This window comes from Micromonospora sp. RHAY321 (assembly GCF_023896955.1).
In the GTDB taxonomy this organism is placed as follows: Bacteria; Actinomycetota; Actinomycetes; order Mycobacteriales; family Micromonosporaceae; genus Micromonospora.
This window is the reverse complement of the sequence record NZ_JAMHIW010000011.1, coordinates 1-25333: the sequence shown is the minus strand read 5'-3', so window position 1 is coordinate 25333 and position 25333 is coordinate 1. Positions and strand designations below refer to the sequence as shown.

The following is a 25333-nucleotide window of genomic DNA, read 5'->3' as shown; positions in this document are numbered from 1 at the left end:
TATACGGAGGCACGCGGCGGGAGGGGAGACCGGATGACCGGGCGGGACTGGGAGTTGGTGGGCGCGCCGAACGCGCGTGACCTGGGTGGCCTGATCGGTGCGGACGGCCGACGGGTACGCGCCGGACGACTGATCCGTACGCCGGCGCTGGGCCGCCTCACCGACGAGGACCTGCCGGTGCTGGCGAAGCTCGGGCCGGCCTGCGTGGTGGACCTGCGCGACGGCTCGGAGATCGCGGTGGCCCCGTCGGACCGGCTGGTCGGCGAACCCCGGGTGGTGCACCTGCCGGTGCACGACCCGGAGCACCCGGTCTTCACGTACGTCTCGGCGGTGCTGCTCGGCCACGACCTGAACGCGTACGCCGAGCTGGCCCGGCAGGGCACGGCGGGAGCGATGGCGGAGATCTACCGCTGGTTCGTCACCGGGGAGTCGGCACGGGTCGGCTTCGCCGAGGCGGTGCGGCTGGCCGCCCGACCGGAGAACCTGCCGCTGGTCTACCACTGCTCCGCCGGCAAGGACCGCACCGGCTGGCTCACCGCCATTCTGCTGACCGCGCTCGGCGTTGACGAGGCCACGATCCGCGCCGAGTACCTGCGCAACAACCCGCTGACCGACAGCCTGCGCGCGGTGATCGTCGAGGCGATGCGGCGGCGGCAGCCCGAGCTGGATGTCGACGCCGTGCTGCCGGTGCTGGAGGTCCGCCCGGAGTACCTCGACGCCGGCTACCAGGAGGTGCGCCGGGTGCACGGCTCGTTCGACGGCTACCTGCGCGACGGGCTCGGGCTGACCGAGGAGACCCTCACGGCGCTGCGGGCGCAGTTGCTGGAGTGACCGACGCGCCGTCCGGCCTACCGGTGCGGGCGGCCCGACCGAGGACGATCAGCGCCTGGCCGGCGGCGTAGCTCGCCATCACCAGGACCGGCGTGCCGGGTGGCTGGGCCATCCCGGCGACCCCGGCGGCGATCACCATGTCGGAACCGAGGAACAGCGCGGCGCCGAGACCGACCCGCCAGCCCTGGGTGGCGGCGGTGCTGGCCATCGCGGCCAGGGCGAGCGCGTAGCCGGCCACGGGCACGGCCAGCCCGTCGTCGGCGAGCCCCGCCCACATCCAGGTCAGCGCGACGACGGTCAGCACCGCGTACCCCAGCGGGACCGCGACCAGCGGTGTACGGCGCAGCGCGGTCGCGGCACCGTGCCGGGTGAACGCCGCGAGGTAGCACAGGTGCGCGGCGAGGAAGCAGGCCATGCCGGCCATGAACCAACCGGTGCCGTCGCCCAGCAGCGCCACGTCGCCGCCGGTGGAGAAGGCCAGCGCGGCGAGCACCAGCCGGTCCGGGCGGGCGCCGCGCTCGGCGGTGGCCCGCCAGAGGTACGCGGCCAGCAGCGGCATCAGCAGCGGCTTCGTGAGCAGCTCGGCCACGCCGTTGTCGGTGGCGTTGGCCAGCAGGTTCGCCACCGTCACGGCGAGGAAGGTGGCAAGGAGGACACGACTGCGGGGCATCGGCGGGCTCCGGGGTGGGGGGTGCGAGCAGCCTAGCCGGAGTCGACCGGTCAGAGCTGGTGGCGGGCGGCCCAGACCCGCGCCGAGACGTTGGCGATCAGGCGGCAGGCGTCGTCCTCGACCTCGTCGCCGCTCGGGCCGCCGTCGGCCAGCTCGGTGGTGGTGCAGACCGCGATCAGGTACGGCGGGGCGTCGTCGGGCAGAACCACCCCGGCGCCGTGCCGGACGCCGCGTACCCAACCGTTCTTGTGTGCGATCCGGGTGCCCTCGGGCAGGCCGGCGGCCAGGTCCTCGCGGTGCTCCTGCGCGAACAGGACGTCCAGCATGGCCGCGCAGCCAGCCGGCGAGGCGAGGCATCCAGGGCTGCTGGCCCCGGTGGCCAGGGCGCCGAGCAGAGCGGCCAGGTCGGCGGCGGTGACCAGGTTGGTGATGCCGGCCTCGCGGGCGGCGAAGTCCTCGATGCCCCGGCCGGTGATGCTGTGCCGGGCGCCGGCCAGCGCCCACGCCTGGGCGACGGCGGGCAGCCCCACATGGCCGATGACCAGGTTGGTGGCCAGGTTGCTGGACCGCACGATCATCCGCTCGGCGAGCCAGCGCAGCGGCGCCGTGCCACCCACGCGCTCCCAGACGGCGTCGTCGTTGTCGTAGTGCGGGGCGCAGGAGAACCGGGGCGCGCCGGGCTGGGCCGAGTCGAACTGGTTGACCACCGGGACCGGGGCGTCCAGCTCCAGCGTGCCGGCGTCGGCGGCACGGTACAGGGCGGCGAGCACCGCCACCTTCATGGTGCTGGCGGCGTAGTGGGCGGCGCCGGCGTGGCGGGTCCAGGTCGGCGGCGCGTCGAGGCGGCCCACGTACGCCGAGACGGTGCCGGGCACCTTGTCCAGGTGGGCGTCGAGATCATCCCAGGTCATGCCGGTGACCGTAGCCGATCGTTCGACGGGGGAGGGCGACGTACCCCCGCCGGAAAGCGGACGGGCGCGCCGGCCGCAAGCGGCCGACGCGCCCGGTCCCGGGTGCTGGTGGGTCAGCCGGCGTGCTTGCGGCGGGCCGCCGCGCGACCGCGCAGCTGCTGGTCGAGCACGACCTTGCGGATCCGGACGGCGGTCGGGGTGACCTCGACGCACTCGTCCTCGCGGCAGAACTCGAGAGCCTGCTCCAGCGACAGCTTGCGCGGCGGGATCAGCTTCTCGGTCTCGTCGGAGGTCGACGCCCGCATGTTGGTGAGCTTCTTCTCCTTGGTGATGTTGACGTCCATGTCGTCGGAGCGGGAGTTCTCCCCGACGATCATGCCCTCGTACACCTCGGTGGTCGGCTCGACGAAGAGCTGCCCGCGCTCCTGGAGGTTGATCATCGCGAAGGCGGTGACCGCGCCGGCGCGGTCGGCGACCAGCGAGCCGTTGTTGCGGGTACGCAGCTCGCCGAACCACGGCTCGTAGGACTCGAAGACGTGGTGCAGGATGCCGGTGCCCCGGGTGTCGGTGAGGAACTCGGTACGGAAGCCGATCAGGCCCCGGGCCGGGACCAGCCACTCCATCCGAATCCAGCCGGTGCCGTGGTTGACCAGCTGCTCCATCCGGCCCTTGCGGGTGGCGAGGAGCTGGGTGATCGCGCCCAGGTACTCCTCGGGGGCGTCGATGGTCAGCCGCTCGACCGGCTCGCAGGTCTTGCCGTCGATCTCGCGGGTGACCACCTGCGGCTTGCCGACGGTCAGCTCGTAGCTCTCCCGGCGCATCTGCTCGACCAGGATGGCCAGCGCCAGCTCACCACGGCCCTGCACCTCCCAGGCGTCCGGCCGCTCGGTGGGCAGCACCCGCAGCGAGACGTTGCCGATCAGCTCCTTGTCGAGGCGGTCCTTGACCATCCGTGCGGTGACCTTGGAGCCCTTGACCCGGCCGACCAGCGGCGAGGTGTTGGTGCCGATGGTCATCGAGATGGCCGGCTCGTCGACGGTGATCAGCGGCAGCGCCACCGGGTTCTCCGGGTCGGCCAGCGTCTCACCGATCATGATCTCGGAGATCCCGGCGACCGCGATGATGTCGCCGGGGCCGGCCGACTCGGCCGGCTTGCGCTCCAGGCCCTCGGTCATCAGCATCTCGGAGATGCGGACCCGCTGGGTGCTGCCGTCGGTGCGGCACCAGGTCACCGTCTGGCCCTTGGTGATGGTGCCCTGGCGGACGCGGCACAGCGCCAGCCGGCCGAGGAACGGCGAGGCGTCCAGGTTGGTGACGTGCGCCTGCAGCGGCGCGCCGTCCTCGTACGCGGGCGGCGGGATGGTGTCCAGCAGGGTGCGGAACAGCGGCTCCAGGGAGGTGCTGTCGTCCGGCACCGAGCCGTCGGCGGGCTGGGTCAGCGAGGCGATGCCGTCGCGGGCGCAGGCGTAGACGATCGGGAAGTCGATCTGCTCCTCGTCGGCGTCCAGGTCGAGGAAGAGCTCGTAGGTGTCGTCCACGACCTCCTTGATCCGGGCGTCCGGACGGTCCACCTTGTTGATCACCAGGATGATCGGGAGTCGCGCCCGCAGCGCCTTGCGCAGCACGAAGCGGGTCTGCGGCAGCGGGCCCTCGCTCGCGTCGACCAGGAGCACCACACCGTCGACCATCGTCAGGCCGCGCTCCACCTCGCCACCGAAGTCGGCGTGGCCGGGGGTGTCGATGATGTTGATGGTGACCGGGTCCGAGCCGTCGGCCGGCAGGTAACGCACGCCGGTGTTCTTGGCCAGGATCGTGATGCCCTTCTCCCGTTCCAGGTCACCCGAGTCCATGACCCGCTCGGTCGTCTCACCCCGGGCGCCGTACGCGCCAGCCTGCCGCAACATGGCGTCGACCAGGGTGGTCTTGCCGTGGTCGACGTGAGCGATGATGGCGACGTTGCGGAGGTCGGTGCGAAGCTGCATACCCTCTATCCTTCCGCCTGCGCTCGCGCAGGCTGCGTCGGGGTCACCCCCAGGTGCCCCTGATCTCTGGTGAAACTGCTGTCCGGGTCGTTCCCCCGGCTGGCATGCTGACTCCCGTGTCCCGGGGGCCTGAGTGCACGACCTGCTGACCTTGGTGCAGGGTCTGCCCACCCTGTGGATCTACCTGGTCGCCGCGTTGATCGTGGCGGGCGAGACCGCGGTGATCTTCGGCCTGCTGGTGCCGGGTGAGGCTACCCTGCTGCTCGTCGGCTTCCTCACCTACAACGGTACCTTGCGGCTGGGCCCGGCGTTGCTCACGATGATCGTCGCGGCGGTCCTGGGCGACGGGCTGGCGTTCCGCGCCGGACGGCGGTACGGCCCACGGCTGCGTGCCGGGCTGGGCCACCGCGTCGGGCCCGCGCGGTGGAGCCGGGCGGACGCCATGCTGGCCCGACTCGGTGGTCGGGGCGTGTTCGCCGCGCGCTGGGTGGCTTTCGCCCGCACCCTGGTGCCCCGGCTGGCCGGGGCGGCCGGGATGCCGTACCGGCGGTTCGCGCCGTGGAACCTGGCCGGCGTGGTGACCTGGGTGGGCGGGTCGGTGCTGCTCGGTCACCTGGCCGGTGAGTCGTACGACACTGTCTCCCGGTTGCTGGGCCGGGCCACCGGCGCGGCACTGGTGCTGCTGGCCGGCCTACTCGCGGTGGTGCTCGCCGGCCGGTGGCTCGGCCGTAACCCGGATCCGGCACGGGCGCTGCTCTCCCGGGCCGGCGCGCTGCCCCCGGTGCGCTGGCTCAGCGCCCGCTACGGGGTGCTGTTCTTCCTGGTGGCGATGCGGATCGGGCCGGCCTGGACGCTGCTGCTCAATCTCGCCGCGGGGCTCCTGCTGCTCTTCGCCGCCGGGCTCGCCATCGCCGGCCTGCTCGCCGTCGGTGTCCGCAACAGCGGGCTGGCCGCGCTGGACGGGGCGATCGGGGACTGGTTCGCCGCCCGGCGGACACCGGGTGCCGCCGACCTCACCATGGCCGTGGTGTCGGTGCTGCGCGGGTGGGTGCTGATCGTGCTGGTGGCGGTGGTGGCGGCGGTGCTGGCGTGGCGGAACCGCCCCTTCCGGGCGGACCTGCTGAGCGTGGTGGGCACGGTGGGTGCGTTCGTGCCGCTGCTGGTGCTGGCCGTGGTGGCCGAACTCACCGGTTCGCCGGGGGCCGGCCCGAACGGCGGCGAATCGGTGCCGTTCCCGACGCAGAACGCGGTGGTGGCGGCCAGCTTCTGCACCCTGGCCTGGCTGGTGTCCCGGGGCACCCGGTGGCCGGTGGCGGTGGCGGCCTGGACGGCGGCCGCCGCGGGCGTTCTCGGGGTCGGTGGCGCGCGGCTCTACCTCGGGCTGGACACGGCCAGCGGGACGGCGGCGGCGGTGCTGCTCGGGGTGCTCTGGACGGTGGTGTTCGTGGTCGCCTGGGCGACCCGCGACCGGGCCGTGGGGGATCGGGAGCAGCCGGCGGACCAGGTCCGGCCGCCGTCGCAGGGGCCTCGTCGCCCCGTCGAACCTTGCTAGTGTGCGGCGACGATCACACGGGGAGGTACGGATGCATCGACGGACCGGTCGGATGGGCGCCGCGGTGCTCGCCGGGCTGCTGCTGGCGGGCACGCTGGTCGGCTGCGGCGCCACCGGAGGGCAACCCCAGGACCAGGCCGCGCCGGTCGCGGTCACCGAGGGGCCGGCGGAGGCAATGGCCGACGCACCCGTCGACGAGACCACCGGGGAGCCGAGCCCGTCGGCGGCCGGGGCGGCGACGACCGACCCCGCTCCGAAACGCCTCGCGTCGCCGAGCGCGGCAGCGCCCATGGAGGCGGCCCGCACGGCCAGCGTGGCGCCGAGGCCTCGCCTTGTGCCCCGGCGGCCCACCGAGACCTGGGGTCCGCCGCCACCGCCGCGTCCCCGGGCGAGCCCCTGCGTGCCCAGCTACCGGGGCACCCAGGCGACCCGGGCCGAGGCGAAGGCGGCGCTGACCAACGCCGCGGAGCGCACCTACTGGCCGGTGTCCGCCCCGAGCATCAAGATCCCACTGAACCTGGTCAAGGCCACCGCCTGGCAGGAGAGCGGCTGGCAGTCCAACATCTACGCCTGCGACGGCGGCGTCGGGCTGATGCAGGTGATGCCGGCCACCGCGACCTGGATGAACCAGCGGTTCGAGCAGAACTACGACCTGCACAACTACCAGGACAACGCGTACCTCGGCGGCACGTACCTGGCCTGGCTGACCAAGTACATCGGCGACATGTACTTCGAGTCCGACTACCGGCTCGACGCGACCCTGTGCACCAGCGAGCTGAACTCCTGCCTGCTCAACGCGGTGATCGCCGCGTACAACTTCGGGCACGGCGCGGTGGCGCAGGAGGGGAAGCCGCTGGCCATCCCGAACCCGTCGTACGTGTACAACGTGCGGGCGCTGATGACCCAGTGCGTCTGCCTGGCGTACTGAGCACGCCGACCGACGGGGGCGGTGGCCGGGGGAGACCCGGCCCCGCCCCCGTCGTCGTGCCGGTCAGTGCCGGGAGGCAGCCGGCTCGTGCGACACCGGGGTGTCGGCCACCCGATCGCGGGCGATCCGGCCGGGCCACCAGAAGCGGTCGCCGAGCATGAACGCGAGCGCCGGCACCAGGACCGTGCGCACGAGCAGGGTGTCCAGCAGGACGCCGATGCAGACGATGATGCCGATCTGGGTCAGCGTGATCAGCGGCAGCACGCCGAGGACGGCGAAGACCGCGGCCAGCAGAACACCGGCACTGGTGATCACCCCGCCGGTGACCCGCAGCGCGGAGAGCATCCCGTCCCGGGTGCCGGCGCCGCGGGCGTCCTCCCGGGCTCGGGTGACCAGGAAGATGTTGTAGTCCACGCCGAGTGCCACCAGGAACACGAAGGCGAGCAGCAGCACACCGCTGTCCAACGCCGGGAAACCGAGCACGTGGTCGAAGAGCAGCCACGCCGCACCCAGGCTCGCGAAGAACGACGCGATGACGGTCAGCACCAGCAGCACCGGTGCCAGCAGGCCCCGCAGCAGCAGTACGAGCACCGCGCCGACCAGCAGCAGGATGATCGGCAGGATCAGCCGCAGGTCCCGGTCGTTGGCCTCCTCGGAGTCGTAGGTGGCCGCGACGGTGCCGCCGACGATGGCCCCCGACGGCGCGTCGGCGCCGTCGACCGCGGGGGGTGCGGAGCCGGGGACCGCGGCGACCGCGTCGCGCAGCGCCTGGATCGTCCGGTCGGCCGCGGCGGTGCCGGGTTCGGAGGCCAGCACCACGTCGACCTGGGCGACAGCCTGGCCGGCGTCGCCGGGGCGGGCCGAGGCGACCCCGGGGACGGCGGACGCGGCGTCGGTGACCGCCCGCACCGCCGTCGGGGTGGTGAGCACGGCCACCGGCTGGGTGGTGCCGGCGGGGAACGCCCGGGCGAGGGTCTGCGCGCCGACGACCGCCTCGGGCTCGGCCCGGAACTGCTCGGTCTCGGACAGGCCGGTGCGGATGCCGAGCCCGCCCAGCGCCAGACCGGCGAGCAGGAGCGTCGCCAGCACCGCGACCGGCACCGGGCGGCGCTCCACGGCGGTGCCGAGCCGGCCCCAGAGCCGGCCCTCGCGGACCTGCCCACCGACCCGGGGTACGAACGGCCAGAACAGGCCGCGGCCGAAGAGCGCCAGCACGGCGGGGAGCACGAACAGCGCCGAGAGCATGGCGAAGACCACCCCGGTCGCGCAGGCCACGGCCAGTGCGCGGTTCGTCTCCTGCTCACTGAGCAGCAGGGTGAGCACGCCGAGCACCACGGTGCCGCCGCTGGCCAGGATGGGCTCGGCCGTCCGGCGCAGCGCGGCGCGCATCGCCGTGAACCGGTCCTCCTCGCGGCGCAACTCCTCCCGGTAGCGGGCGATGAGCAGCAGGGCGTAGTCGGTGGCGGCGCCGAAGACCAGCACGCTGGCGATGCCGGTGACCTGGCCCTGCTGGAGGGTGATGCCGACGGCCGGCACGATCGTGTCCACCGCGCGCAGGGTCAGCTGCTCGGTCGCCGCGACCACGGCCAGCGGCACGATCCACAGAAACGGGCTGCGGTAGGTGATCAGGAGCAGCAGCGCGACCACGGCGGCGGTCACCGCGAGCAGGGTGATGTCGGCGCCGTCGAAGACCGAGGAGAGGTCGGCGGTGAACGCGGGGGCGCCGGTCACCGCGACGGTGAGCCCGCCGGGCAGGTCCGTCAGTGTGGCGCGGAGTTGGCTGATCGTCTCGGTGACCTGGTCCTGCCCGCCAGCGGTGCTCAGCGGCACGGCGACGAGCGCCACCGTGCCGTCCGGGGAGATCTGGGCGGGGCTGATCAGCCCACCCACCGCGAAGCGGCTGAGGTCTCCGGAGCGGGCGGCGAGGGCGTCCCGGTCGGCCTCGACCAGCGCGCCGCCGTCGGCGCGGCTGACCACCACGATGGCCGGCTGCACCTCACTGGACGGGAGTTGGTCCTGCAGCCGCTCCACCTGCGTCGACTGCCACCGCACGGACAACCCGCTGGCGGAGACCGGCGCCGGGTTGTCCGGTCGGGGCAGTCCGAAGACCGCCGCGCCGACGACGACGGCGGCGGCCACGGTGAACCAGGCGGCCAACCGGCCGCGGGCGACTCTGGTGAAGACAGACATCAGATGACCTCTGGGTCCTTCGAACGCCAAGTATCTTGACTATCGAGATTATCGACGCCTGTTCTATGCTGCAAGCCGGGGGACCGACGATGGGAAGAAGCGGCGCGACGTGGCGACTCACGGCATGTACCGGCGGCGCGACACGCGCCGCGAGCAGTTGGTCGCGGAGATCACCAACAACCTGCGGCGCTACTCGGTGGACGCCCAGCAGGTGGGCCACGCCTTCGCCAACCTGCACGGGCTCAACCCGACCGACCTGCAGGCGCTGATCGCCGTGATGGACGCCGAGCTGCTCGGTGAGCCGATCACGCCCGGCCGCCTCGGTGAGCAGCTCAACCTCTCCTCCGGCTCGGTCACCGCCCTGATCGACCGGCTCGAGCGCGCCGGCCACATCCGCCGCGACCGGGACACCGTCGACCGACGCAAGGTGCTGCTGCACTACGCCGACCAGGGAGCCGCCCTGGCCATGCGGTTCTTCCAGCCGCTGGGCACCCGTACCGACGAGGTGATGGCCCGGTTCGCCGACCACGAGCTGGAGGTGGTGCACCGGTTCATGACGGAGATGAGCGAGTCGTTGCGCGCGCACCGCGACTCGGTGCGCGCAGCGCGGCCCGAGTCACCCCGCCGCCCGACAGGCTGACCGTGCCGCACCGGCTCGTCGCCCGCCTCGCCGGCACCGCGCTGCGCCTGCCCGCGACCCGCCCCGGCCCGGTACGGGTCACCCGCGACATCCCGGTCCGGGTCCGCGACGGCGTGGTGCTGCGCACCGATCACTACGCCCCGGCCGTCTCGGACGCGCCCACCGTGCTGATCCGCACCCCGTACGGGCGGGGTGGACCGTTGCGGCTGCTCGGCCGGCTGCTCGCCGCGCGTGGCCGGCACGCGGTCATCCAGTCCTGTCGGGGCACCGGTGGCTCCGGTGGGACGTTCGCCCCGCTGGTGCACGAGCGCGACGACGGGCTGGACACCCTGGACTGGCTGCGCCGCCAACCCTGGTGGTCCGGCGCGCTCGGCATGTTCGGGGTCAGCTACCAGGGCTTCGCCCAGTGGGCGCTGGCCGCCGACGCCGGCGACGAGCTGCGCGCGATGGTCGCGGTCGTGACCGCCTCGGCCACCCGGGACTCGACGTACGCGGGGGAGTCCTTCGCCCTGGACACGGTCCTGACCTGGGCGGAGCTGCTGCACGCGCAGACCGTGCCGTGGCTGACGCGGCAGTGGGAGCTCAAGCGTGGACAGCCCCGACTGGCGGCCGCGCTGGAGCACCTGCCGCTGGCCGATGCCGACCGGGTGGCCACCGGGGTGACCATCCCGTTCTTCCAGGAGTGGCTGCGCCACCACACCCCGGACGCCGCGTACTGGCGGAGGAGGGTCTTCGCCGACCGGGTGGCCCGGGTGCGGGCGCCGGTGGTCATGGTCACCGGCTGGCACGACATCTTCCTGCCCGCCCAGCTCGACGACCACGCCACCCTGCGTGCCGCCGGGGCCCGGCCACGCCTGGTCATCGGCCCGTGGACGCACGGCAGCCCCGGCCTGTTCGTCGCCGCCCTGCGGGAGGGGCTGGCCTGGCTCGACGAGCACCTGGCGGGCCCGGCCTCCGCGCGCGACCGGCCGCCCCGCGTCGGGCCGTCCGCGTCGGCTCCGGTCCGGCTGTACGTGAGCGGCCCCGGCGGCGGCTGGCGGGACCTGCCGGACTGGCCTCCGCCGGCGGTCGAGACCGCCTGGCATCTGCACCCGGGCGGCGAGCTGGCCACGCGCCCGCCGGTCGCGTCGGCGCCGGACGAGTTCCGGTACGACCCCGGCGACCCCACCCCGTCGCTGGGCGGGCCGCTGCTCGTGGCGCAGCGGGCCGGCCCGGTCGACAACCGGCGCGTCGAGGCCCGACCCGACGTGCTGACGTACACCAGCGCCCCGCTGGCCCGGCCGGTCGAGGTGATCGGCCCGGTGCGCGCCGAGATCCACGTCCGCGCTGAGCTGCCCTACCTGGACGTGTTCGTCCGACTGTGCGACGTGGACCGTCGCGGCCGCTCCCGGAACGTGTGCGACGGCCTGGTCCGGGTCACACCCGATCGCTTCGCGGCCGACGCGTCCGGGGTCCGCCGGGTTCCGGTGCCACTGTGGCCGACCGCGTACCGGTTCGGCGCCGGGCACCGTCTGCGGGTGCAGGTGGCCGGTGGCGCCCACCCGCGCTGGGCGCGTAACCCCGGCACCGGGGAACCTCTCGGTACGGCCGTGACGCTGCGTGCCGGCCGGCAGCAGATCCTGCATGACCCGGCGCACCCCTCGGCGCTGCTGTTGCCGACCGTCCACTCTGGCTCCGAGCGGGCTCCAATCTGAACTGACCCTCGCTGAGCTGGGCATTCATCCAAAACGCGGGCTATCGTTGGGTCAACGCCCGGCGCTGTGCACCAGTAGGCCGGGCTCGTCCGCAGCCCTGCACCGCGTACGCGGTGTGACGTCGTGCCCGGTCCCCTCTCATGGAAAGGGGGACCCCATGACCCGGGCCCCGGCGAACCTGTTGGCCGTCCGTACCCTGCTGCTGACGCACCTCGACAACGCCCCCGGGCCGGACGACCTGGACCCGGCGGAGGTCGGCATCGTCGGCGATCCGGCGCACCGCGGCGGCTACCACTGCGGATCGGACCGGGTGGTCACCAACGACTACTCGGTGGTGGAGTCGCCCCGGGACCGTGCCGGCCTGACCCTCGACGCGGCGGCGCTGGACGTCGGCGGTTTCGAGATCCGCTCCGGTGGCGGGACGCACACCATGCGCAGCTTCTCGCTCTGGTGTGTGGGGCAGTGCGCCGCGAACGCGGCCGACACCCGGGACATCCGCGAGATCATCTACAGCCCTGACGGTACGACCGTGAAGCGGTGGGACCGGCTCGGCAAGCGCACCAGCGGCGACAGCTCGCACCGCTGGCACACCCACTTCAGCTTCTTCCGTGACGCCATCAAGGCCGGTCGCGACCAGCGGCCGTTGTTCCGCCGCTACCTCAGCTCCATCGGACTTCTGGAGGAGAACGACATGACCCCCGAGGAACACGCCTGGCTGGCCACCGTCCACCGGAACCTGACCGTGCTGGACGGCCGCAACCCGGTCGGGCAGATCTACACCCGGATGGCGTTGGGCGAGGACGCCACCGTCGCCAACTACGCGCCGGCGCACCCGACGCTGAAGTCGATCGCCGCCCAGGTGACCGCTCTGCAGAGCGCGCTGACCGCGCTGTCCGGCCGGGACTTCACCGACGAGCCGGCGATCATCCAGGGCGTACTCGCCGGGCTGACCCCGGAGAAGATCGCCGCCGCCATCCCACCGACCATGGCCAAGCAGGTCGCCGACGAACTGGCGCGCCGGCTGGTCGCCTGACCCGCCGGGCTCGCCGGCCGCGCCGAACCTGCCAGTCCGCGGCGACTCTTGGGCAATAACTGTTGCGCAACAGTCATTGCGGATGGCAGGGTCGGTGGCATGGAGAGACCCGACGTACGCCAGGTCACCGACTCGCGGGTGCTGGCCGCCATGGCCCACCCGCTGCGCCGCCGTTTGATGGACGTGCTCAAGGTGCACGGGCCCTCGACCGTCGGCATGCTCGCCGAGCGCACCGACCAGGCGCCCGCGAACGTCAGCCACCACCTCAAGGTGCTCGCCGCTGGTGAACTCGTCACCGAGGCCCCCGAACTGGCCCGGGACCGGCGCGAGCGGTGGTGGCGGCTGGTCACCAGGGGGGTGCGCTGGTCCAACGCCGACTTCGACGCCGACCCCGCGGCACGGGCGGTCGCCGACGCCGCCACCTCGCTCAACCTGGACCGGCACGTCGCCCTGGCCCGGGCGTGGCACACCGCCGACGAGGCGGCGCAGGCCGCCTGGCAGGACGGCCCGTTCTCCACCGACAAGTGGCTGCACCTCACCCCCGACGAACTCGCCGAGCTGAGCCGCGAAATGATCGACCTGCTGGCCCGCTGGGCCGACCGGCCGCTGCCTGACGACGGCCGCGAACGGCAGCCCGTCTTCGTGTTCGCCCACGGCGTTCCGGCCCGGCCGTGACCACGGCCACCCGCACCGATCCGACCCCGGCCCGGCCGGCCGGCGGTCTGCTGCGGCACCGGGACTTCCGGCTGCTCTGGGCCGGCCAGGCCGTCAGCAGCATCGGCAGCAACGTCACCACCGTCGCCCTGCCGCTGGTCGCCGTGGCCGTGCTCGACGCCGGCACCTTCCAGGTGGCGGTGCTCACCGCCGCGGCCTGGCTGCCCTGGCTGCTGATCGGCCTGCCGGCCGGCGCGTGGGTGGACCGCCTGCCGAGCCGACCGGTGATGGTCGTCTGCGACGTGCTCTGCGCGCTGGCCTTCCTCAGCGTGCCGCTGGCCGCCGCGCTGGACCGGCTCACCGTCTGGCACCTGCTGGTGGTCGCGCTCGGCGCCGGCACCGCGCGGGTCTTCTTCGAGACCGCCGACCAGGTGTACCTGCCGGTCGTGCTGCGACCCGAGCAGCTACCGGAGGGCAACGCGAAGCTGCACGCCACCCAGACCGTGAGCTACGTCGTCGGGCCGGGCCTCGCGGGCCTGATCGCCCAGCTCACCGGGGCGGTCGCCGCGCTGCTGCTGGACGCGCTCACCTTCCTGCTCTCCGCGGCCTTCCTGCTGCGGATCCGCACCGTGGAGCCGCGCACCCGGCGGGCGGAGGTGTCCCGTTCGCTGCGCGGGGACATCGCCGAGGGATTGCGCTTCGTCGCCCGCGACCCGTACCTGCGGGTGCTGTCGGTCTACGGCGCGGCCAGCAACATCGGGCTGATCGGCTACCAGGCGGTCCTCGTGGTCTTCCTGGTCCGCGAGCTGCGGCTCGCGCCGGGCCTGGTGGGCATCCTGATCGCGGTGATGAGCGCCGGGGGGATCGTCGGTGCGTTGCTGGCCACCACGCTGGCCCGCCGCTTCGGCACCGCGCGGGCCATGCTGCTCGGTGCGGCCCTCACCGGCCCGCCAGCGCTGCTCATCCCGCTGGCAGCGCCCGGTGCCGGGCTGGTCTGGCCGGCCCTCGGCGGAGTGCTGATCGGCCTCGGTGTGGCCATCGGCAACGTGGTCAAGGGCAGCTTCCGGCAGACCTACACGCCGCACCACCTGCTGGGCCGGGTGACGGTGAGCATGCACCTGCTCAACTACGGCACCATCCCGTTGGCCGCCGTGCTGGCCGGCGCGCTCGGCGCGCGGTACGGCGTCGACACGGCGATCGGGGTGATGACCAGCTGGCTGGCGCTCACCCCGTTGATCCTGCTGATAGGGCCGCTCCGGCGGCGGCGGGACCTGCCCGCCGCCCCGGCGGCGTCTTGAGTGCACTGCGGCGGCGGCCGTCGACCGGCCGCCGCCACCGGCACGGAGCTACATCGGGCGGACGTTGTCCGCCTGCGGACCCTTCTGCCCCTGGGTCACCTCGAACTCGACCTTCTGGCCCTCGTTGAGCTCCCGGTAGCCGCTCGAGGCGATGGCGGAGTAGTGGACGAACACGTCCGGCCCTCCACCGTCCTGCTCGATGAAGCCAAAGCCCTTTTCCGAGTTGAACCACTTAACCGTGCCGGTTGCCATGCATCTCTCCCTGTTCAAAGCGGCTGACCCTCGGCGTGTGGCCGATGATCGCCCGTACCTGTCCGACAGTAACGGGCAAAACCCGGATCCGCCGGCCGAAGTGCCGTAGGAACTCGGGTGAACTCTACGTGGCGCGATGCGAAACGCGCCCCCGCCACCCGCCACTGGGGCATGCTTGGCCCCGATGAGAGGTGCCGCAGCCACCGCGCTGTCCGAGCTGGAGCGCGAGATCGACGCGCCCGGCGACGGCCTCGACCGGCTCCGGTTGGTGCCCACCCCGTTCGTTCCCGAGGTGCGGCTGCACCTGGCCGAGGACGCGATCGTCTGGTGGGCACGCATGGAGGCCGCCGCCGGGCGCACCCTGGCGCCGCCGTACTGGGCCTCCGCCTGGGCCGGAGGTCAGGCCCTGGCCCGCCACCTGCTGGACCATCCCGAACTGGTCGCCGGCCGGCGGGTGCTCGACCTCGCTGCCGGGTCCGGGCTGGTGGCCATCGCCGCCGCGCTGGCCGGTGCCGCCGAGGTGGTCGCCAACGACATCGACCCGTACGCCGTCGCGGCCGTCACGGTCAACGCGCGGGCCAACGGGGTCGCCGTCGACGCCACCGGAAGTGATCTGCTCGACACCGGAGACGCGGAGGCGGACGTGGTCCTCGCCGGCGACGTCTTCTACAGCCGCGCACTGGCTGACCGGATGCTGCCGTTCCTGCAACGGGCCGCCGCCGGCGGTGCCGAGGTGCTGGTGGGCGACCCCGACCGGGGGCACCTGCCGGCGGACCGGCTGACGGTGCTGGCCGACTATCCGGTGCCCACGACGGAACCGTCGGTCGACTCGTCGCTACGCCGGGTGCTGGTGCTGCGACCCGCCTGAGGCGCGGCCGATCTCAGGGGCGACCCCGAGGTGGATACCAGGGGCCGCTGGGGGATGCGACCGGATGTCCAGGGTGGTGTGTCGGCCATAGCGTACGGGGCATGACGCAATGGCTCGCCGAGGTCGGAGACCTGCCCATCCTGCTGCTGATGGGAGCACTCGGGCTGGTCATGCTGTTCGACGCCGTACCCCTGCTGGGGGTCCTGATCCCCGGTGACGTGGCGATCCTGGCCGCGGTCGGCGTGGGTCGCCCGGCCACGGGGCTGGCGACCTTCACCGCGGTGCTGGTCGGCTGCCTGGCCGGATGGTCGCTGAGTTTCCTGGTCGGTCGCCGGTACTCCGAGCGGCTGCGACACAGCCGGGTCGGCGACTGGATCGGCGAGGCGCGTTGGACGGCGGCGGAGGGGATCCTGCGCCGCGGTGGCGGCCGGATGATGGTGGTCGCGCCGTTCCTGCCGGTGTTCAACGCGCTGCTGCCGCTGGCCGCGGGCGGCCTACGCATGTCGTACCGGCGGTTCCTGGGATGTGCGGCGCTCGGCGCGACGGCCTGGGCCGGTCTCTACCTCGCGCTGGGCACCGCGTCGCGCTCCCTGGCGGGGCTGCTGCCGGGGGAGTCGAGCCCGCTGCTGGTCACCATGGGCGTCGGGCTGGTGCTGGCCGCCGTGGTGTTGCTGGGCACCCGGCGCAGGCTCCGCGCGGTCGCCGGCCCGCCGACGCCCTGACCGGATCGGCCGACCGGCGGGCGGGGGGTGCGCCCGGGTGGTCGGGTGGGTGGTGCGGGGCCGGCCGGGGGGCCGGCCCCGCTCGGGTCACCAGCCTCGGGCGCGCCACTGCGGCAGAGCCGGGCGCTCCGCGCCGAGGGTGCTGTCCTTGCCGTGCCCCGGATAGAACCAGGTGTCGTCGGGCAGCTTGTCGAACACCTTCCGCTCGACGTCGTCGATCAGCGCGGCGAAACGCTCCGGGTCCTGGTCGGTGTTGCCGACCCCGCCGGGAAAGAGACTGTCGCCGGTGAACAGGTGCGGGGTCCCGTTCGGGTCGCGGTAGAGCAGCGCGATCGAGCCCGGGGTGTGCCCCTTGATGTGGATGACCTCCAGGGCGCAGTCGCCGACCGGCACGGTGTCGCCGTCGGCGAGCCGCTCCGCCTCGATCGGCAGCCCGGCCGCGTCGTCGGCGTGCACCAGCGTCCGGGCGCCGGTCTTGGCCACCACCTCTTCCAGCGCCACCCAGTGGTCCATGTGCTGGTGGGTGGTCACCACGGCGGTGAGACCGGCGTCGCCGATCAGGTCCAGCAGCCGGGGTGCCTCGTTGGCGGCGTCGATCAGCACCTGCTCGCCCGTGGCCGTGCAGCGGAGCAGGTACGCGTTGTTGTCCATCGGGCCCACCGACAGCTTGCTGATGGTGAGGCCGTCCAGCTCCCGCACCGCCGGCGCGCCGCCGGGGGTGACGTCTCCGCTGTATGTCATGAGGTGTCTATATCCATTCCGGTGGAGTAGGCAGGGGACCGTCGGGAGTGACGGCGAGCGCGTCGCCGCCGTCGCGGCCGATCAGCCAGGCGGCGAGGTCGGGGGCGGGGCCGGCGACGGTCGGGGCGCCGGCCCGCTCCCCGATCACCAGCTCGTGCTTGCTGCCGTCGAAACGCAGCACCATCGACGGTGGTGCCGGCTGGTCGGCGTGATGGGCGGCCACCTCGCGCAGCAGCCGCTGGGCGAACGTCTCCGGCCAGTCGGCGGGCCGGTAGGCGGCGGCCAGGTCGACGTGGTGCACCTCGATCTCGCGCAGCCGGCCCCAGACGAGCAGGGCGGCGGGCCACGGGCCCCGGCGGGTCTGCACCGTCGCCGCCCACGCCTGCACCGTCATGGCTGCGACGGCCTCGGCGAACCGGTCCGCACTGCGCCGCAGGTCGTCCAGGTGCTCGGCGGCCGGCCGGCCCGCGCCGGCCTCGATGTCGGCCGCGCGGGCCGCGGGGGAGGCGTACATGGGCACCGGCTCGCCGGTGCGGGCCGCGGTGAGCAGGTTGACGAAACCGTCGGCGTTGCGCGCCAAATGGGCCAGCACGTGGCCGCGCGTCCAGTCCGGCAGCAGCGACGTGGCCGCCAGGTCCGCGGCGTCGAAGGAGGCCGCGGTGCGGAGCAGCCGACTGGTCGCGTCGTCCACCTCGCCCATCAGCAGCAGTGGGTCGGTGGTCACGCGTCGACCCTAGCGGTCCGCCGTCGCGTCGTCGCCGGGGAAATCGCTTTCGGCGCGTCGGCGCGCGCCCTACCGTCGGCGCATACGCGACACCGGGACGTCGGAGGGGGGTGGTGACCATGCCGGCCGTGGCACGCGTGTTCCGCCATCACCACCTTCGACACCGATGAGGATGCCATGACGATCGATCTGACCGCCCTCGGCTGGGACGCCGGATGGGCGGCGTACGCCGCGCGGCGCGGCGAGCACCGACCGGGCCGGGTGGCCCGGGTGGACCGGGGGGTCTGCACGGTGCTCACCTCGACCGGCCCGGTCCGGGCCAGCCTGGGAGGGCCGGTGCTGGTCGCCGCCGCCCGGGACCCCTCCGCGCTGCCCTGTGCCGGGGACTGGGTGTTGCTCGCGCAGTGGCCGGACGGCCGCACCACCGCGGAGGCGGTGCTGCCCCGGCGGGCGGCGCTGATCCGCCGTACCGCCGGAAAGGACGCCAGCGGCCAGGTGCTGGCCGCCAACCTGGACGCCGCCGCCGTCGTGGAGCCGGTGCACCCGGAACCGGACGTCGGCCGGATCGAGCGGCTGCTCTCCCTGGTCCACGAGTCCGGGGCCCGGCCGCTGGTCGTGCTGACCAAGGCCGACCTCGCGGCCGACCCGGCCGCGCTGGCCCGTCAGCTCGCCGCGGTCGCCCCCGGAGTGCCGGTGCTGCCGGTCAGCGCCGAGCGCGGCGTCGGGCTCGACCCACTGCTCGCGGAGGTGGCGCCCGGCCGCACTCTGGGCCTGCTCGGGCCGTCCGGCGCGGGCAAGTCGAGCCTCGTCAACGCGCTGGCCGGTGCGGTGATGATGCCGACCCAGGCGATCCGCCGGGTCGACGGCAAGGGCCGGCACACCACCACCTGGCGGGCGCTGGTGTCGATCCCCGGTGGTGGCGCGGTGATCGACACTCCCGGCGTGCGAGCGGTCGGCCTGCTGGACGGCGTGGCCGGGCTCGACCGGGCGTTCGCCGACATCGCCGGGCTCGCCGAGGGCTGTCGGTACGCCGACTGCGGGCACGACGGCGAGCCGGCCTGCGCGGTCGGGGAGGCGCTGCGTACCGGGGAGCTGTCCACCCGGCGGTGGGAGAGCTGGCGACGGTTGCAGCGGGAGGTGGCCCAGGAGAGCCGGCGGCGGGAGGCGCGGCTGGCCGCGGAGCGGCGCGGCGGTTGGCGCTCGGCGCGGCGTCGGGCGGCCCGACCGCCGACGCCCGGCGGCTACTGACCGGCCCCGGCCGACCGGGCTGAGCTGGGGGAATGTGCGGGCGCGGGAAACTGTCGTACCTCGGGGCTAGAGTTGCCGAGGCGTGTTTTCCGCGCCCGCACCACCGCTCAAAATCACCCCAGAGCGGGACAGATTCTCCGCTTCATCTTCATCCGGGAGTACACGGACCGTGGCCGACCGACTGATCATCCGTGGCGCGCGCGAGCACAATCTGCGTGACGTCAGTCTCGACCTGCCCCGGGACGCGCTCATCGTGTTCACCGGGCTGTCCGGGTCGGGCAAGTCGAGCCTGGCCTTCGACACGATCTTCGCCGAGGGGCAGCGACGCTACGTGGAGTCGCTCTCCTCGTACGCCCGGCAGTTCCTCGGCCAGATGGACAAGCCCGACGTCGACTTCATCGAGGGGCTGAGCCCGGCCGTCTCGATCGACCAGAAGTCGACCTCGCGCAACCCGCGTTCGACGGTCGGCACCATCACCGAGGTCTACGACTACCTCCGGCTGCTCTACGCCCGCATCGGCGAGCCGCACTGCCCGGTCTGCGGCGAGCGGATCTCCCGGCAGAGCCCGCAGCAGATCGTCGACCGGGTCCTCGCCATGGCCGAGGGCACCAAGTTCATGGTCCTCGCCCCGGTCATCCGCGGCCGCAAGGGCGAGTACGTCGACCTCTTCTCCGAGCTGCAGGCCAAGGGCTACGCCCGGGCCCGGGTCGACGGCGTGGTGCACCCGCTGACCGAGCCGCCCAAGCTCAAGAAGCAGGAGAAGCACACCATCGAGGTGGTGATCGACCGGCTCACCGTCAAGCCGAGCGCCAAGCAGCGGCTGACCGACTCCGTCGAGGCCGCCCTGGGCCTGTCCAGCGGCCTGGTGCTGCTCGACTTCGTCGACCTCCCCGAGGACGACCCGGACCGGGAGCGCCGCTACTCCGAGCACCTGGCCTGCCCCAACGACCACCCGCTCGCCATCGAGGACCTCGAGCCCCGGGTCTTCTCCTTCAACGCGCCCTACGGCGCCTGCCCGGAGTGCACCGGCCTGGGCACCAAGAAGGAGGTCGACCCGGAGCTGCTGGTGCCCGACCCGGAGCGCACCCTGCGCGAGGGCGCCATCCAGCCCTGGTCCACCGGCCACAACCTCGAATACTTCCTCCGTCTGCTGGAGGCGCTCGGCGAGGCCCAGCACTTCGACGTCGACACCCCGTGGCGGGCGCTGCCCGCGCGGGCGCAGAAGACGATCCTGCACGGCTCCGACGACCAGGTGCACGTGCGCTACCGCAACAAGTACGGCCGCGAGCGCTCCTACTACACCGGCTTCGAGGGCGTGGTGCAGTGGATCGAGCGCCGGCACTCCGACACCGAGTCCGAGTGGTCGCGCGACAAGTACGAGGGCTACATGCGCGACGTGCCGTGCGCGGCGTGCGGCGGCGCCCGGCTCAAGCCCGAGGTGCTCGCGGTGACCCTGGCCGGCAAGAGCATCGCCGAGGTCTGCAACCTGTCCGTGGGTGAGTGCGCCGAGCTGCTCGCCGGCATCGAGCTGACCGACCGGCAGAAGATGATCGCCGAGCGGGTGCTCAAGGAGATCAACGCCCGGCTGCGGTTCCTGCTCGACGTCGGCCTGGACTACCTCTCCCTGGACCGGCCGGCCGGCACCCTCTCCGGCGGCGAGGCGCAGCGCATCCGGCTCGCCACCCAGATCGGCTCCGGCCTGGTGGGCGTGCTCTACGTGCTCGACGAGCCGTCGATCGGGCTGCACCAGCGCGACAACCACCGGCTGATCGAGACCCTGATCCGGCTGCGCGGGCTGGGCAACACGCTGATCGTGGTGGAGCACGACGAGGACACCATCCGCACCGCCGACTGGATCGTCGACATCGGCCCCGGTGCCGGTGAGCACGGCGGCGAGATCGTGCACAGCGGCTCGGTGCCGGCGCTGCTGGAGAACCCGGACTCGGTCACCGGGGCGTACCTGTCCGGGCGCCGGTCGATCCCGACTCCGCAGAAGCGCCGCCCGCAGACCAAGGACCGGGAGCTGGTGGTGCACGGCGCGCGCGAGCACAACCTGCGCAACCTCACCGTCTCGTTCCCGCTGGGCCAGCTGATCGCGGTCACCGGTGTCAGCGGCTCGGGCAAGTCGACGCTGGTCAACGACATCCTGTACGCGGTGCTGGCCAACCAGATCAACGGCGCCCGGCTGGTCCCCGGCCGGCACACCCGGGTCGGCGGCCTGGAGCACGTGGACAAGGTCGTCGGTGTGGACCAGTCGCCGATCGGCCGGACGCCGCGATCCAACCCGGCCACGTACACCGGGGTCTGGGACCACGTTCGCAAGCTCTTCGCCGAGACCACCGAGGCCAAGGTGCGCGGGTACGGTCCGGGCCGGTTCTCGTTCAACGTCAAGGGCGGGCGCTGCGAGGCGTGCTCCGGCGACGGCACGATCAAGATCGAGATGAACTTCCTGCCCGACGTGTACGTCCCGTGCGAGGTCTGCAAGGGCGCCCGGTACAACCGGGAGACCCTGGAGGTGCACTACAAGGGCAAGACCGTCTCGGACGTGCTGGAGATGCCGATCGAGGAGGCCGCCGAGTTCTTCTCGGCCATCCCGGCCATCCACCGGCACCTCAAGACGCTGGTCGACGTGGGCCTCGGCTACGTCCGCCTCGGTCAGCCCGCGCCCACCCTCTCCGGCGGTGAGGCGCAGCGGGTCAAGCTCGCCTCCGAGCTGCAGAAGCGCTCCACCGGGCGGACGGTCTACGTGCTCGACGAGCCGACCACGGGCCTGCACTTCGAGGACATCCGCAAGCTGCTGATGGTGCTGGAGGGGCTGGTCGAGAAGGGCAACACCGTGATCACCATCGAGCACAACCTCGACGTGATCAAGACGGCCGACTGGCTGATCGACATGGGTCCGGAGGGGGGCCACCGGGGCGGCACCGTGCTCGCCACCGGCACCCCCGAGGAGGTCGCCGAGGTGCCCGAGAGCCACACCGGGCAGTTCCTGCGCCAGGTGCTCAAGCTCGACGGCGAGGCCAAGGGCGCGGCGGCGGCAACCAGCCGGGCCGCCCAGGCCAACGGCGTCACCAAGACCCGGGCACCGCGCAAGGCCCGCGCCGTCGCGCGCTGAGCCGACCAGCAGGAACGCCGGCGGTGCCCGATCGGGCACCGCCGGCGTTTCCCATTTCCTGGGTCGAGACCATGCCACCGTGAACCATCCGGCACAGTTGCCCGTGTTGACGAGTGTGGCCGGGTGATCGGGACCGGCGCAGCAGCCCAGAGAGAGGCGAGGCATGAGTGACGATCAGGCGCTGACCGGGCCGGGTACGCAGACCCGTCGGACCCTGCTCACCGGTGTCGGGGCGATCGGCGCAGCCGTCGTACTGGCCGCCTGCGGCAGCGACGACACCGGCAGCGGCGACGGCGCCGCCCCCACCAGCGGCGGCCCGGCGGTGCCCAGCACCGGAGACGCCGGTGGCGGCGACCGGCAGGGCGCCCAGTCCCTGGCCACCACCAACGACATCCCGGTCGGCGGCGGCAAGATCCTCAACGCCGAGGGCGTGGTCATCACCCAGCCCACCGCCGGCCAGTTCAAGGGCTTCGGCGCGATCTGCACCCACCAGAACTGCCCGGTGACGAACGTCGACGGCGGCACCATCAACTGCACCTGCCACGGCAGCAAGTTCTCCATCGAGGACGGCTCGGTGAAGGCCGGCCCGGCCACCAAGCCACTGCCGCCCAAGAACATCAAGGTCACCGGGGACCAGATCTCGCTGGCCTGACCGGCCGGCCTGGCCGGGCGTTCCGATCGACCGAGGCCCGGCCCCGTCGGTCGGGCCTCGCGGCTCAGCCGCTTGATCGACTCGCGTTCCGGGAAGTCGGGGTGTTCGGCGGCTCCCGACACGCCGGCTTCCCGGAAGCCGAGTGGATCTGCCGGACCCGGCTGCTGTCGGAGGGCCGGACTAGGCTTGACAGCGTGGCTGACCCCTCGACCTACCGTCCCCCACCCGGCACCATCCCGGAGTCACCGGGGGTCTACCGCTTCCGCGACGGCACCGGCCGGGTGATCTACGTCGGCAAGGCGAAGAACCTGCGCAGCCGGCTCAACTCCTACTTCGGCGACATCTGGAACCTGCACGAGCGCACCCGGCAGATGGTCACCAGCGCCGAGTCGGTCGACTGGATCACCGTCGGCACCGAGGTCGAGGCGCTCCAGCAGGAGTTCACCTGGATCAAGCAGTACGACCCGCGGTTCAACGTCCGCTATCGCGACGACAAGTCCTACCCCTACCTGGCGGTCACCCTCGACGAGGAATACCCTCGGCTGCAGGTGATGCGCGGCGCCAAGCGCAAGGGGGTGCGCTACTTCGGGCCGTACTCGCACGCCTGGGCGATCCGCGAGACCCTCGACCTGCTGCTGCGGGTGTTCCCCGCCCGGACGTGCTCCGCCGGGGTGTTCAAGCGGGCCGGCCAGGTCGGCCGCCCCTGTCTGCTCGGCTACATCGGCAAGTGCTCGGCGCCCTGCGTCGGCACCGTCTCCGCCGACGAGCACCGGGCCATCGTCGACGACTTCTGCGACTTCATGGCCGGGCGCACCGACACCATGGTCCGCAAGATCGAACGCGAGATGACCGAGGCGAGCGAGCAACTGGAGTTCGAGCGGGCCGCCCGGCTGCGCGACGACGTGGCCGCGTTGCGGCGGGCCATGGAGAAGCAGACCGTGGTCCTCGGCGACGGCACCGACGCCGACGTGGTCGCGTTCGCCGACGACCCGCTCGAGGCAGCCGTGCAGGTGTTCCACGTCCGCGACGGCCGGGTCCGCGGCCAGCGGGGCTGGGTGGTGGAGAAGACCGAGGACCTGACCACCGGCGACCTGGTCCACCACTTCTGCACCCAGGTGTACGGCGGCGAGCACGGCGAGGCCGACGTACCCCGGGAGCTGCTGGTCCCCGAGTTGCCCGCGGACGCCGACGCGCTGGCCGACTGGCTCTCCACCCACCGGGGCAGCCGCGTGTCGCTGCGCGTGCCGCAGCGCGGAGACAAGCGTTCGCTGATGGAGACGGTGGAGCGCAACGCCAAGGACGCGCTGGCCCGGCACAAGCTCAAGCGGTCCGGTGACCTGACCACCCGGGGCAAGGCGCTGGACGAGATCAGCGAGGCGCTGGGCATGCGCACCTCGCCCCTGCGCATCGAGTGCTTCGACATCTCGCAGATCCAGGGCACCGACGTCGTGGCCAGCATGGTCGTCTTCGAGGACGGGTTGCCCCGCAAGAGCGAGTACCGGCGGTTCATCGTCCGGGGCGCCACCGACGACCTCTCCGCGATGTCCGAGGTGCTGCGCCGTCGCTTCGCCCGCTACCTGGACGCGCGATCCGAGACCGGCGAGGTGGGAGTGGAGTCGGCCGACGACCCGGAGGCCCCCACCGACGCTCAGGAGCCGCAGATCGGCGCACTCGTCGACCCCACCACCGGCCGGCCGCGCAAGTTCGCGTACCCGCCGCAGTTGGTGGTCGTGGACGGCGGAGCGCCGCAGGTCGCGGCCGCCGCCCAGGCACTCGCCGACCTGGGCATCGACGACGTGGCGCTGTGCGGGCTGGCCAAGCGGCTGGAGGAGGTCTGGCTCCCCGACGACGAGTTCCCGGTCATCCTGCCGCGTACGTCGGAGGGGCTCTACCTGCTGCAACGGGTCCGCGACGAGGCGCACCGCTTCGCCATCACCTTCCACCGGCAGCGCCGTTCCAAGCGGATGACCGAGTCGGCGCTGGACCACGTGCCCGGTCTGGGGGAGGTGCGCCGCAAGGCGCTGCTGCGGCACTTCGGCTCGCTCAAGCGGCTCTCCGCCGCCACGGTCGAGGAGATCACCGAGGTGCCCGGGGTGGGCCGGCGCACGGCCGAGGCGATCCTTGCCGCGCTCGACAAGGGCACCGGGGTCGTCGAGGGCGCCGAGGCGAGTTCGTGAGCCCGCCGCCAGTCGGTACCGCCACCACGCCCTGACCGACGGTGGACGGCCGTGCCCAGAGGCGGCTGGCCGCCGATGGGTGCGACATGTTTGGTTCATGATCGTGCCCGATCCCGGGTGTAGTGGCCTCGGTCGGCCCGGATGGGGCCTATTTCCGGGATCGAGCACGATCTTGATCGGGTGGTCGCGCTGTCTGCGGGGGATTGGTCCGTCGGTGTGCACCTGCGGCCGTGGGGGCGTCTCGTCCGCTGGCGTGGTGGGCAAGATGTGCGCACTTTCCGGGAAGGTGTCGCCTCGGCGCGTTCGCAGGCAGCACTTCGCCCGAAAGTGTGGGGATCTTGGAGTCGGTCGGTCCGGCGCCTGACGCGTGCGGTGTCCGGTTCGGGACCTGCCCGTCACGGCCTGCCTGTCGGGTTGTGGCGGGCCGTCCGGTGGGCGGGGCCACTCTCGG

Annotated in this window: 21 protein-coding genes; 14 read left to right on the top strand and 7 right to left on the bottom strand. The window is 73.0% G+C overall.

The genetic code is table 11. The annotated features are described in order from the left end of the window. Nucleotides 1–33: 33 nt before the first annotated feature. Nucleotides 34–831: a tyrosine-protein phosphatase gene (locus tag M8C17_RS21650; RefSeq protein ID WP_252418359.1), complete on the top strand. Its 798-nt coding sequence runs from the start codon at nucleotides 34–36 to the stop codon at nucleotides 829–831. Here the strand turns inward: M8C17_RS21650 and M8C17_RS21645 are convergent. The 3 genes from M8C17_RS21645 to typA form a co-directional block, all read right to left on the bottom strand. Then, nucleotides 800–1501 carry a lysoplasmalogenase gene (locus tag M8C17_RS21645; RefSeq protein WP_252418358.1) on the bottom strand — a complete coding sequence of 234 codons (702 nt, stop codon included), beginning with the start codon at nucleotides 1499–1501 and terminating at the stop codon, nucleotides 800–802. The two genes, M8C17_RS21650 and M8C17_RS21645, sit on opposite strands and share 32 nt — an antisense overlap. A 50-nt stretch (nucleotides 1502–1551) precedes the next feature. Further along, entirely contained in the window at nucleotides 1552–2412 is an 861-nt protein-coding gene (locus tag M8C17_RS21640; RefSeq protein ID WP_252418357.1) for a serine hydrolase, read from the bottom strand. Between the two features lie 113 nt (nucleotides 2413–2525). Further along, on the bottom strand, nucleotides 2526–4394 hold the full coding sequence (gene typA / locus M8C17_RS21635; protein WP_252418356.1) for a translational GTPase TypA: 1869 nt from the start codon (nucleotides 4392–4394) through the stop codon (nucleotides 2526–2528). A 133-nt stretch (nucleotides 4395–4527) separates the two neighbouring features. On the opposite strand from typA, the gene M8C17_RS21630 reads away from it, so the two are divergent. Both M8C17_RS21630 and M8C17_RS21625 read left to right on the top strand, forming a co-directional pair. Next, nucleotides 4528–5946 carry a DedA family protein gene (locus M8C17_RS21630; protein WP_252418355.1) on the top strand — a complete coding sequence of 473 codons (1419 nt, stop codon included), beginning with the start codon at nucleotides 4528–4530 and terminating at the stop codon, nucleotides 5944–5946. Between the two features lie 31 nt (nucleotides 5947–5977). Continuing rightward, nucleotides 5978–6874, top strand: coding sequence for a transglycosylase SLT domain-containing protein (locus M8C17_RS21625; RefSeq protein WP_252418354.1), 897 nt, complete (start codon nucleotides 5978–5980; stop codon nucleotides 6872–6874). Nucleotides 6875–6937: 63 nt separating this feature from the next. Here the strand turns inward: M8C17_RS21625 and M8C17_RS21620 are convergent, their stop codons facing one another. Beyond that, complete coding sequence (locus M8C17_RS21620) at nucleotides 6938–9064, bottom strand: MMPL family transporter (RefSeq protein ID WP_252418353.1); 2127 nt, start codon at nucleotides 9062–9064, stop codon at nucleotides 6938–6940. Between the two features lie 124 nt (nucleotides 9065–9188). Here M8C17_RS21620 and M8C17_RS21615 point away from each other — a divergent pair, with 124 nt between their 5' ends. The 5 genes from M8C17_RS21615 to M8C17_RS21595 all read left to right on the top strand — a co-directional run bounded on the left by M8C17_RS21615 (nucleotide 9189) and on the right by M8C17_RS21595 (nucleotide 14383). Beyond that, entirely contained in the window at nucleotides 9189–9704 is a 516-nt protein-coding gene (locus tag M8C17_RS21615) for a MarR family winged helix-turn-helix transcriptional regulator (RefSeq protein ID WP_252418485.1), read from the top strand. A gap of 2 nt (nucleotides 9705–9706) precedes the next feature. Continuing rightward, the gene (locus M8C17_RS21610) at nucleotides 9707–11398 is read left to right on the top strand and encodes a CocE/NonD family hydrolase (RefSeq protein ID WP_252418352.1); all 1692 of its coding nucleotides are present in this window, start codon (nucleotides 9707–9709) and stop codon (nucleotides 11396–11398) included. A 157-nt stretch (nucleotides 11399–11555) separates the two neighbouring features. Then, on the top strand, nucleotides 11556–12431 hold the full coding sequence (locus tag M8C17_RS21605) for a hypothetical protein (RefSeq protein ID WP_252418351.1): 876 nt from the start codon (nucleotides 11556–11558) through the stop codon (nucleotides 12429–12431). A 99-nt stretch (nucleotides 12432–12530) separates the two neighbouring features. Beyond that, nucleotides 12531–13106 carry a helix-turn-helix transcriptional regulator gene (locus M8C17_RS21600; RefSeq protein ID WP_252418350.1) on the top strand — a complete coding sequence of 192 codons (576 nt, stop codon included), beginning with the start codon at nucleotides 12531–12533 and terminating at the stop codon, nucleotides 13104–13106. Next, a complete protein-coding gene (locus tag M8C17_RS21595) occupies nucleotides 13103–14383 on the top strand; it encodes an MFS transporter (RefSeq protein WP_252418349.1) in 1281 nt (426 codons plus the stop codon). Before M8C17_RS21600 ends, M8C17_RS21595 begins: the two co-directional genes overlap by 4 nt. 48 nt (nucleotides 14384–14431) lie before the next feature. Here the strand turns inward: M8C17_RS21595 and M8C17_RS21590 are convergent, their stop codons facing one another. Continuing rightward, nucleotides 14432–14635 (bottom strand): cold-shock protein, encoded by a 204-nt coding sequence (locus M8C17_RS21590; protein ID WP_007462771.1) that lies wholly within the window; start codon nucleotides 14633–14635, stop codon nucleotides 14432–14434. A 184-nt stretch (nucleotides 14636–14819) separates the two neighbouring features. Here M8C17_RS21590 and M8C17_RS21585 point away from each other — a divergent pair, with 184 nt between their 5' ends. Continuing rightward, nucleotides 14820–15503, top strand: a complete 684-nt coding sequence (locus tag M8C17_RS21585) for a methyltransferase (RefSeq protein ID WP_252418348.1) — start codon at nucleotides 14820–14822, stop codon at nucleotides 15501–15503. A 101-nt stretch (nucleotides 15504–15604) separates the two neighbouring features. Then, a complete protein-coding gene (locus M8C17_RS21580; RefSeq protein WP_252418347.1) occupies nucleotides 15605–16225 on the top strand; it encodes a DedA family protein in 621 nt (206 codons plus the stop codon). 87 nt (nucleotides 16226–16312) lie between these two features. Here M8C17_RS21580 and M8C17_RS21575 read toward each other — a convergent pair whose 3' ends face one another. Next, complete coding sequence (locus M8C17_RS21575) at nucleotides 16313–16966, bottom strand: MBL fold metallo-hydrolase (protein WP_252418346.1); 654 nt, start codon at nucleotides 16964–16966, stop codon at nucleotides 16313–16315. Nucleotides 16967–16973: 7 nt separating this feature from the next. Continuing rightward, nucleotides 16974–17690 carry a maleylpyruvate isomerase family mycothiol-dependent enzyme gene (locus M8C17_RS21570; protein ID WP_252418345.1) on the bottom strand — a complete coding sequence of 239 codons (717 nt, stop codon included), beginning with the start codon at nucleotides 17688–17690 and terminating at the stop codon, nucleotides 16974–16976. 177 nt (nucleotides 17691–17867) lie between these two features. Here M8C17_RS21570 and rsgA point away from each other — a divergent pair, with 177 nt between their 5' ends. The 4 genes from rsgA (at nucleotide 17868) to uvrC (ending at nucleotide 24882) form a co-directional block, all read left to right on the top strand. Further along, nucleotides 17868–18938: a ribosome small subunit-dependent GTPase A gene (rsgA, locus tag M8C17_RS21565; protein ID WP_252418344.1), complete on the top strand. Its 1071-nt coding sequence runs from the start codon at nucleotides 17868–17870 to the stop codon at nucleotides 18936–18938. Between the two features lie 169 nt (nucleotides 18939–19107). Next, nucleotides 19108–22053, top strand: coding sequence for an excinuclease ABC subunit UvrA (gene uvrA, locus M8C17_RS21560; protein ID WP_252418343.1), 2946 nt, complete (start codon nucleotides 19108–19110; stop codon nucleotides 22051–22053). Between the two features lie 163 nt (nucleotides 22054–22216). Continuing rightward, nucleotides 22217–22705 carry a Rieske (2Fe-2S) protein gene (locus M8C17_RS21555; protein ID WP_252418342.1) on the top strand — a complete coding sequence of 163 codons (489 nt, stop codon included), beginning with the start codon at nucleotides 22217–22219 and terminating at the stop codon, nucleotides 22703–22705. Nucleotides 22706–22899: 194 nt separating this feature from the next. Continuing rightward, a complete protein-coding gene (uvrC, locus tag M8C17_RS21550) occupies nucleotides 22900–24882 on the top strand; it encodes an excinuclease ABC subunit UvrC (RefSeq protein ID WP_252418341.1) in 1983 nt (660 codons plus the stop codon). Nucleotides 24883–25333: the final 451 nt, after the last annotated feature.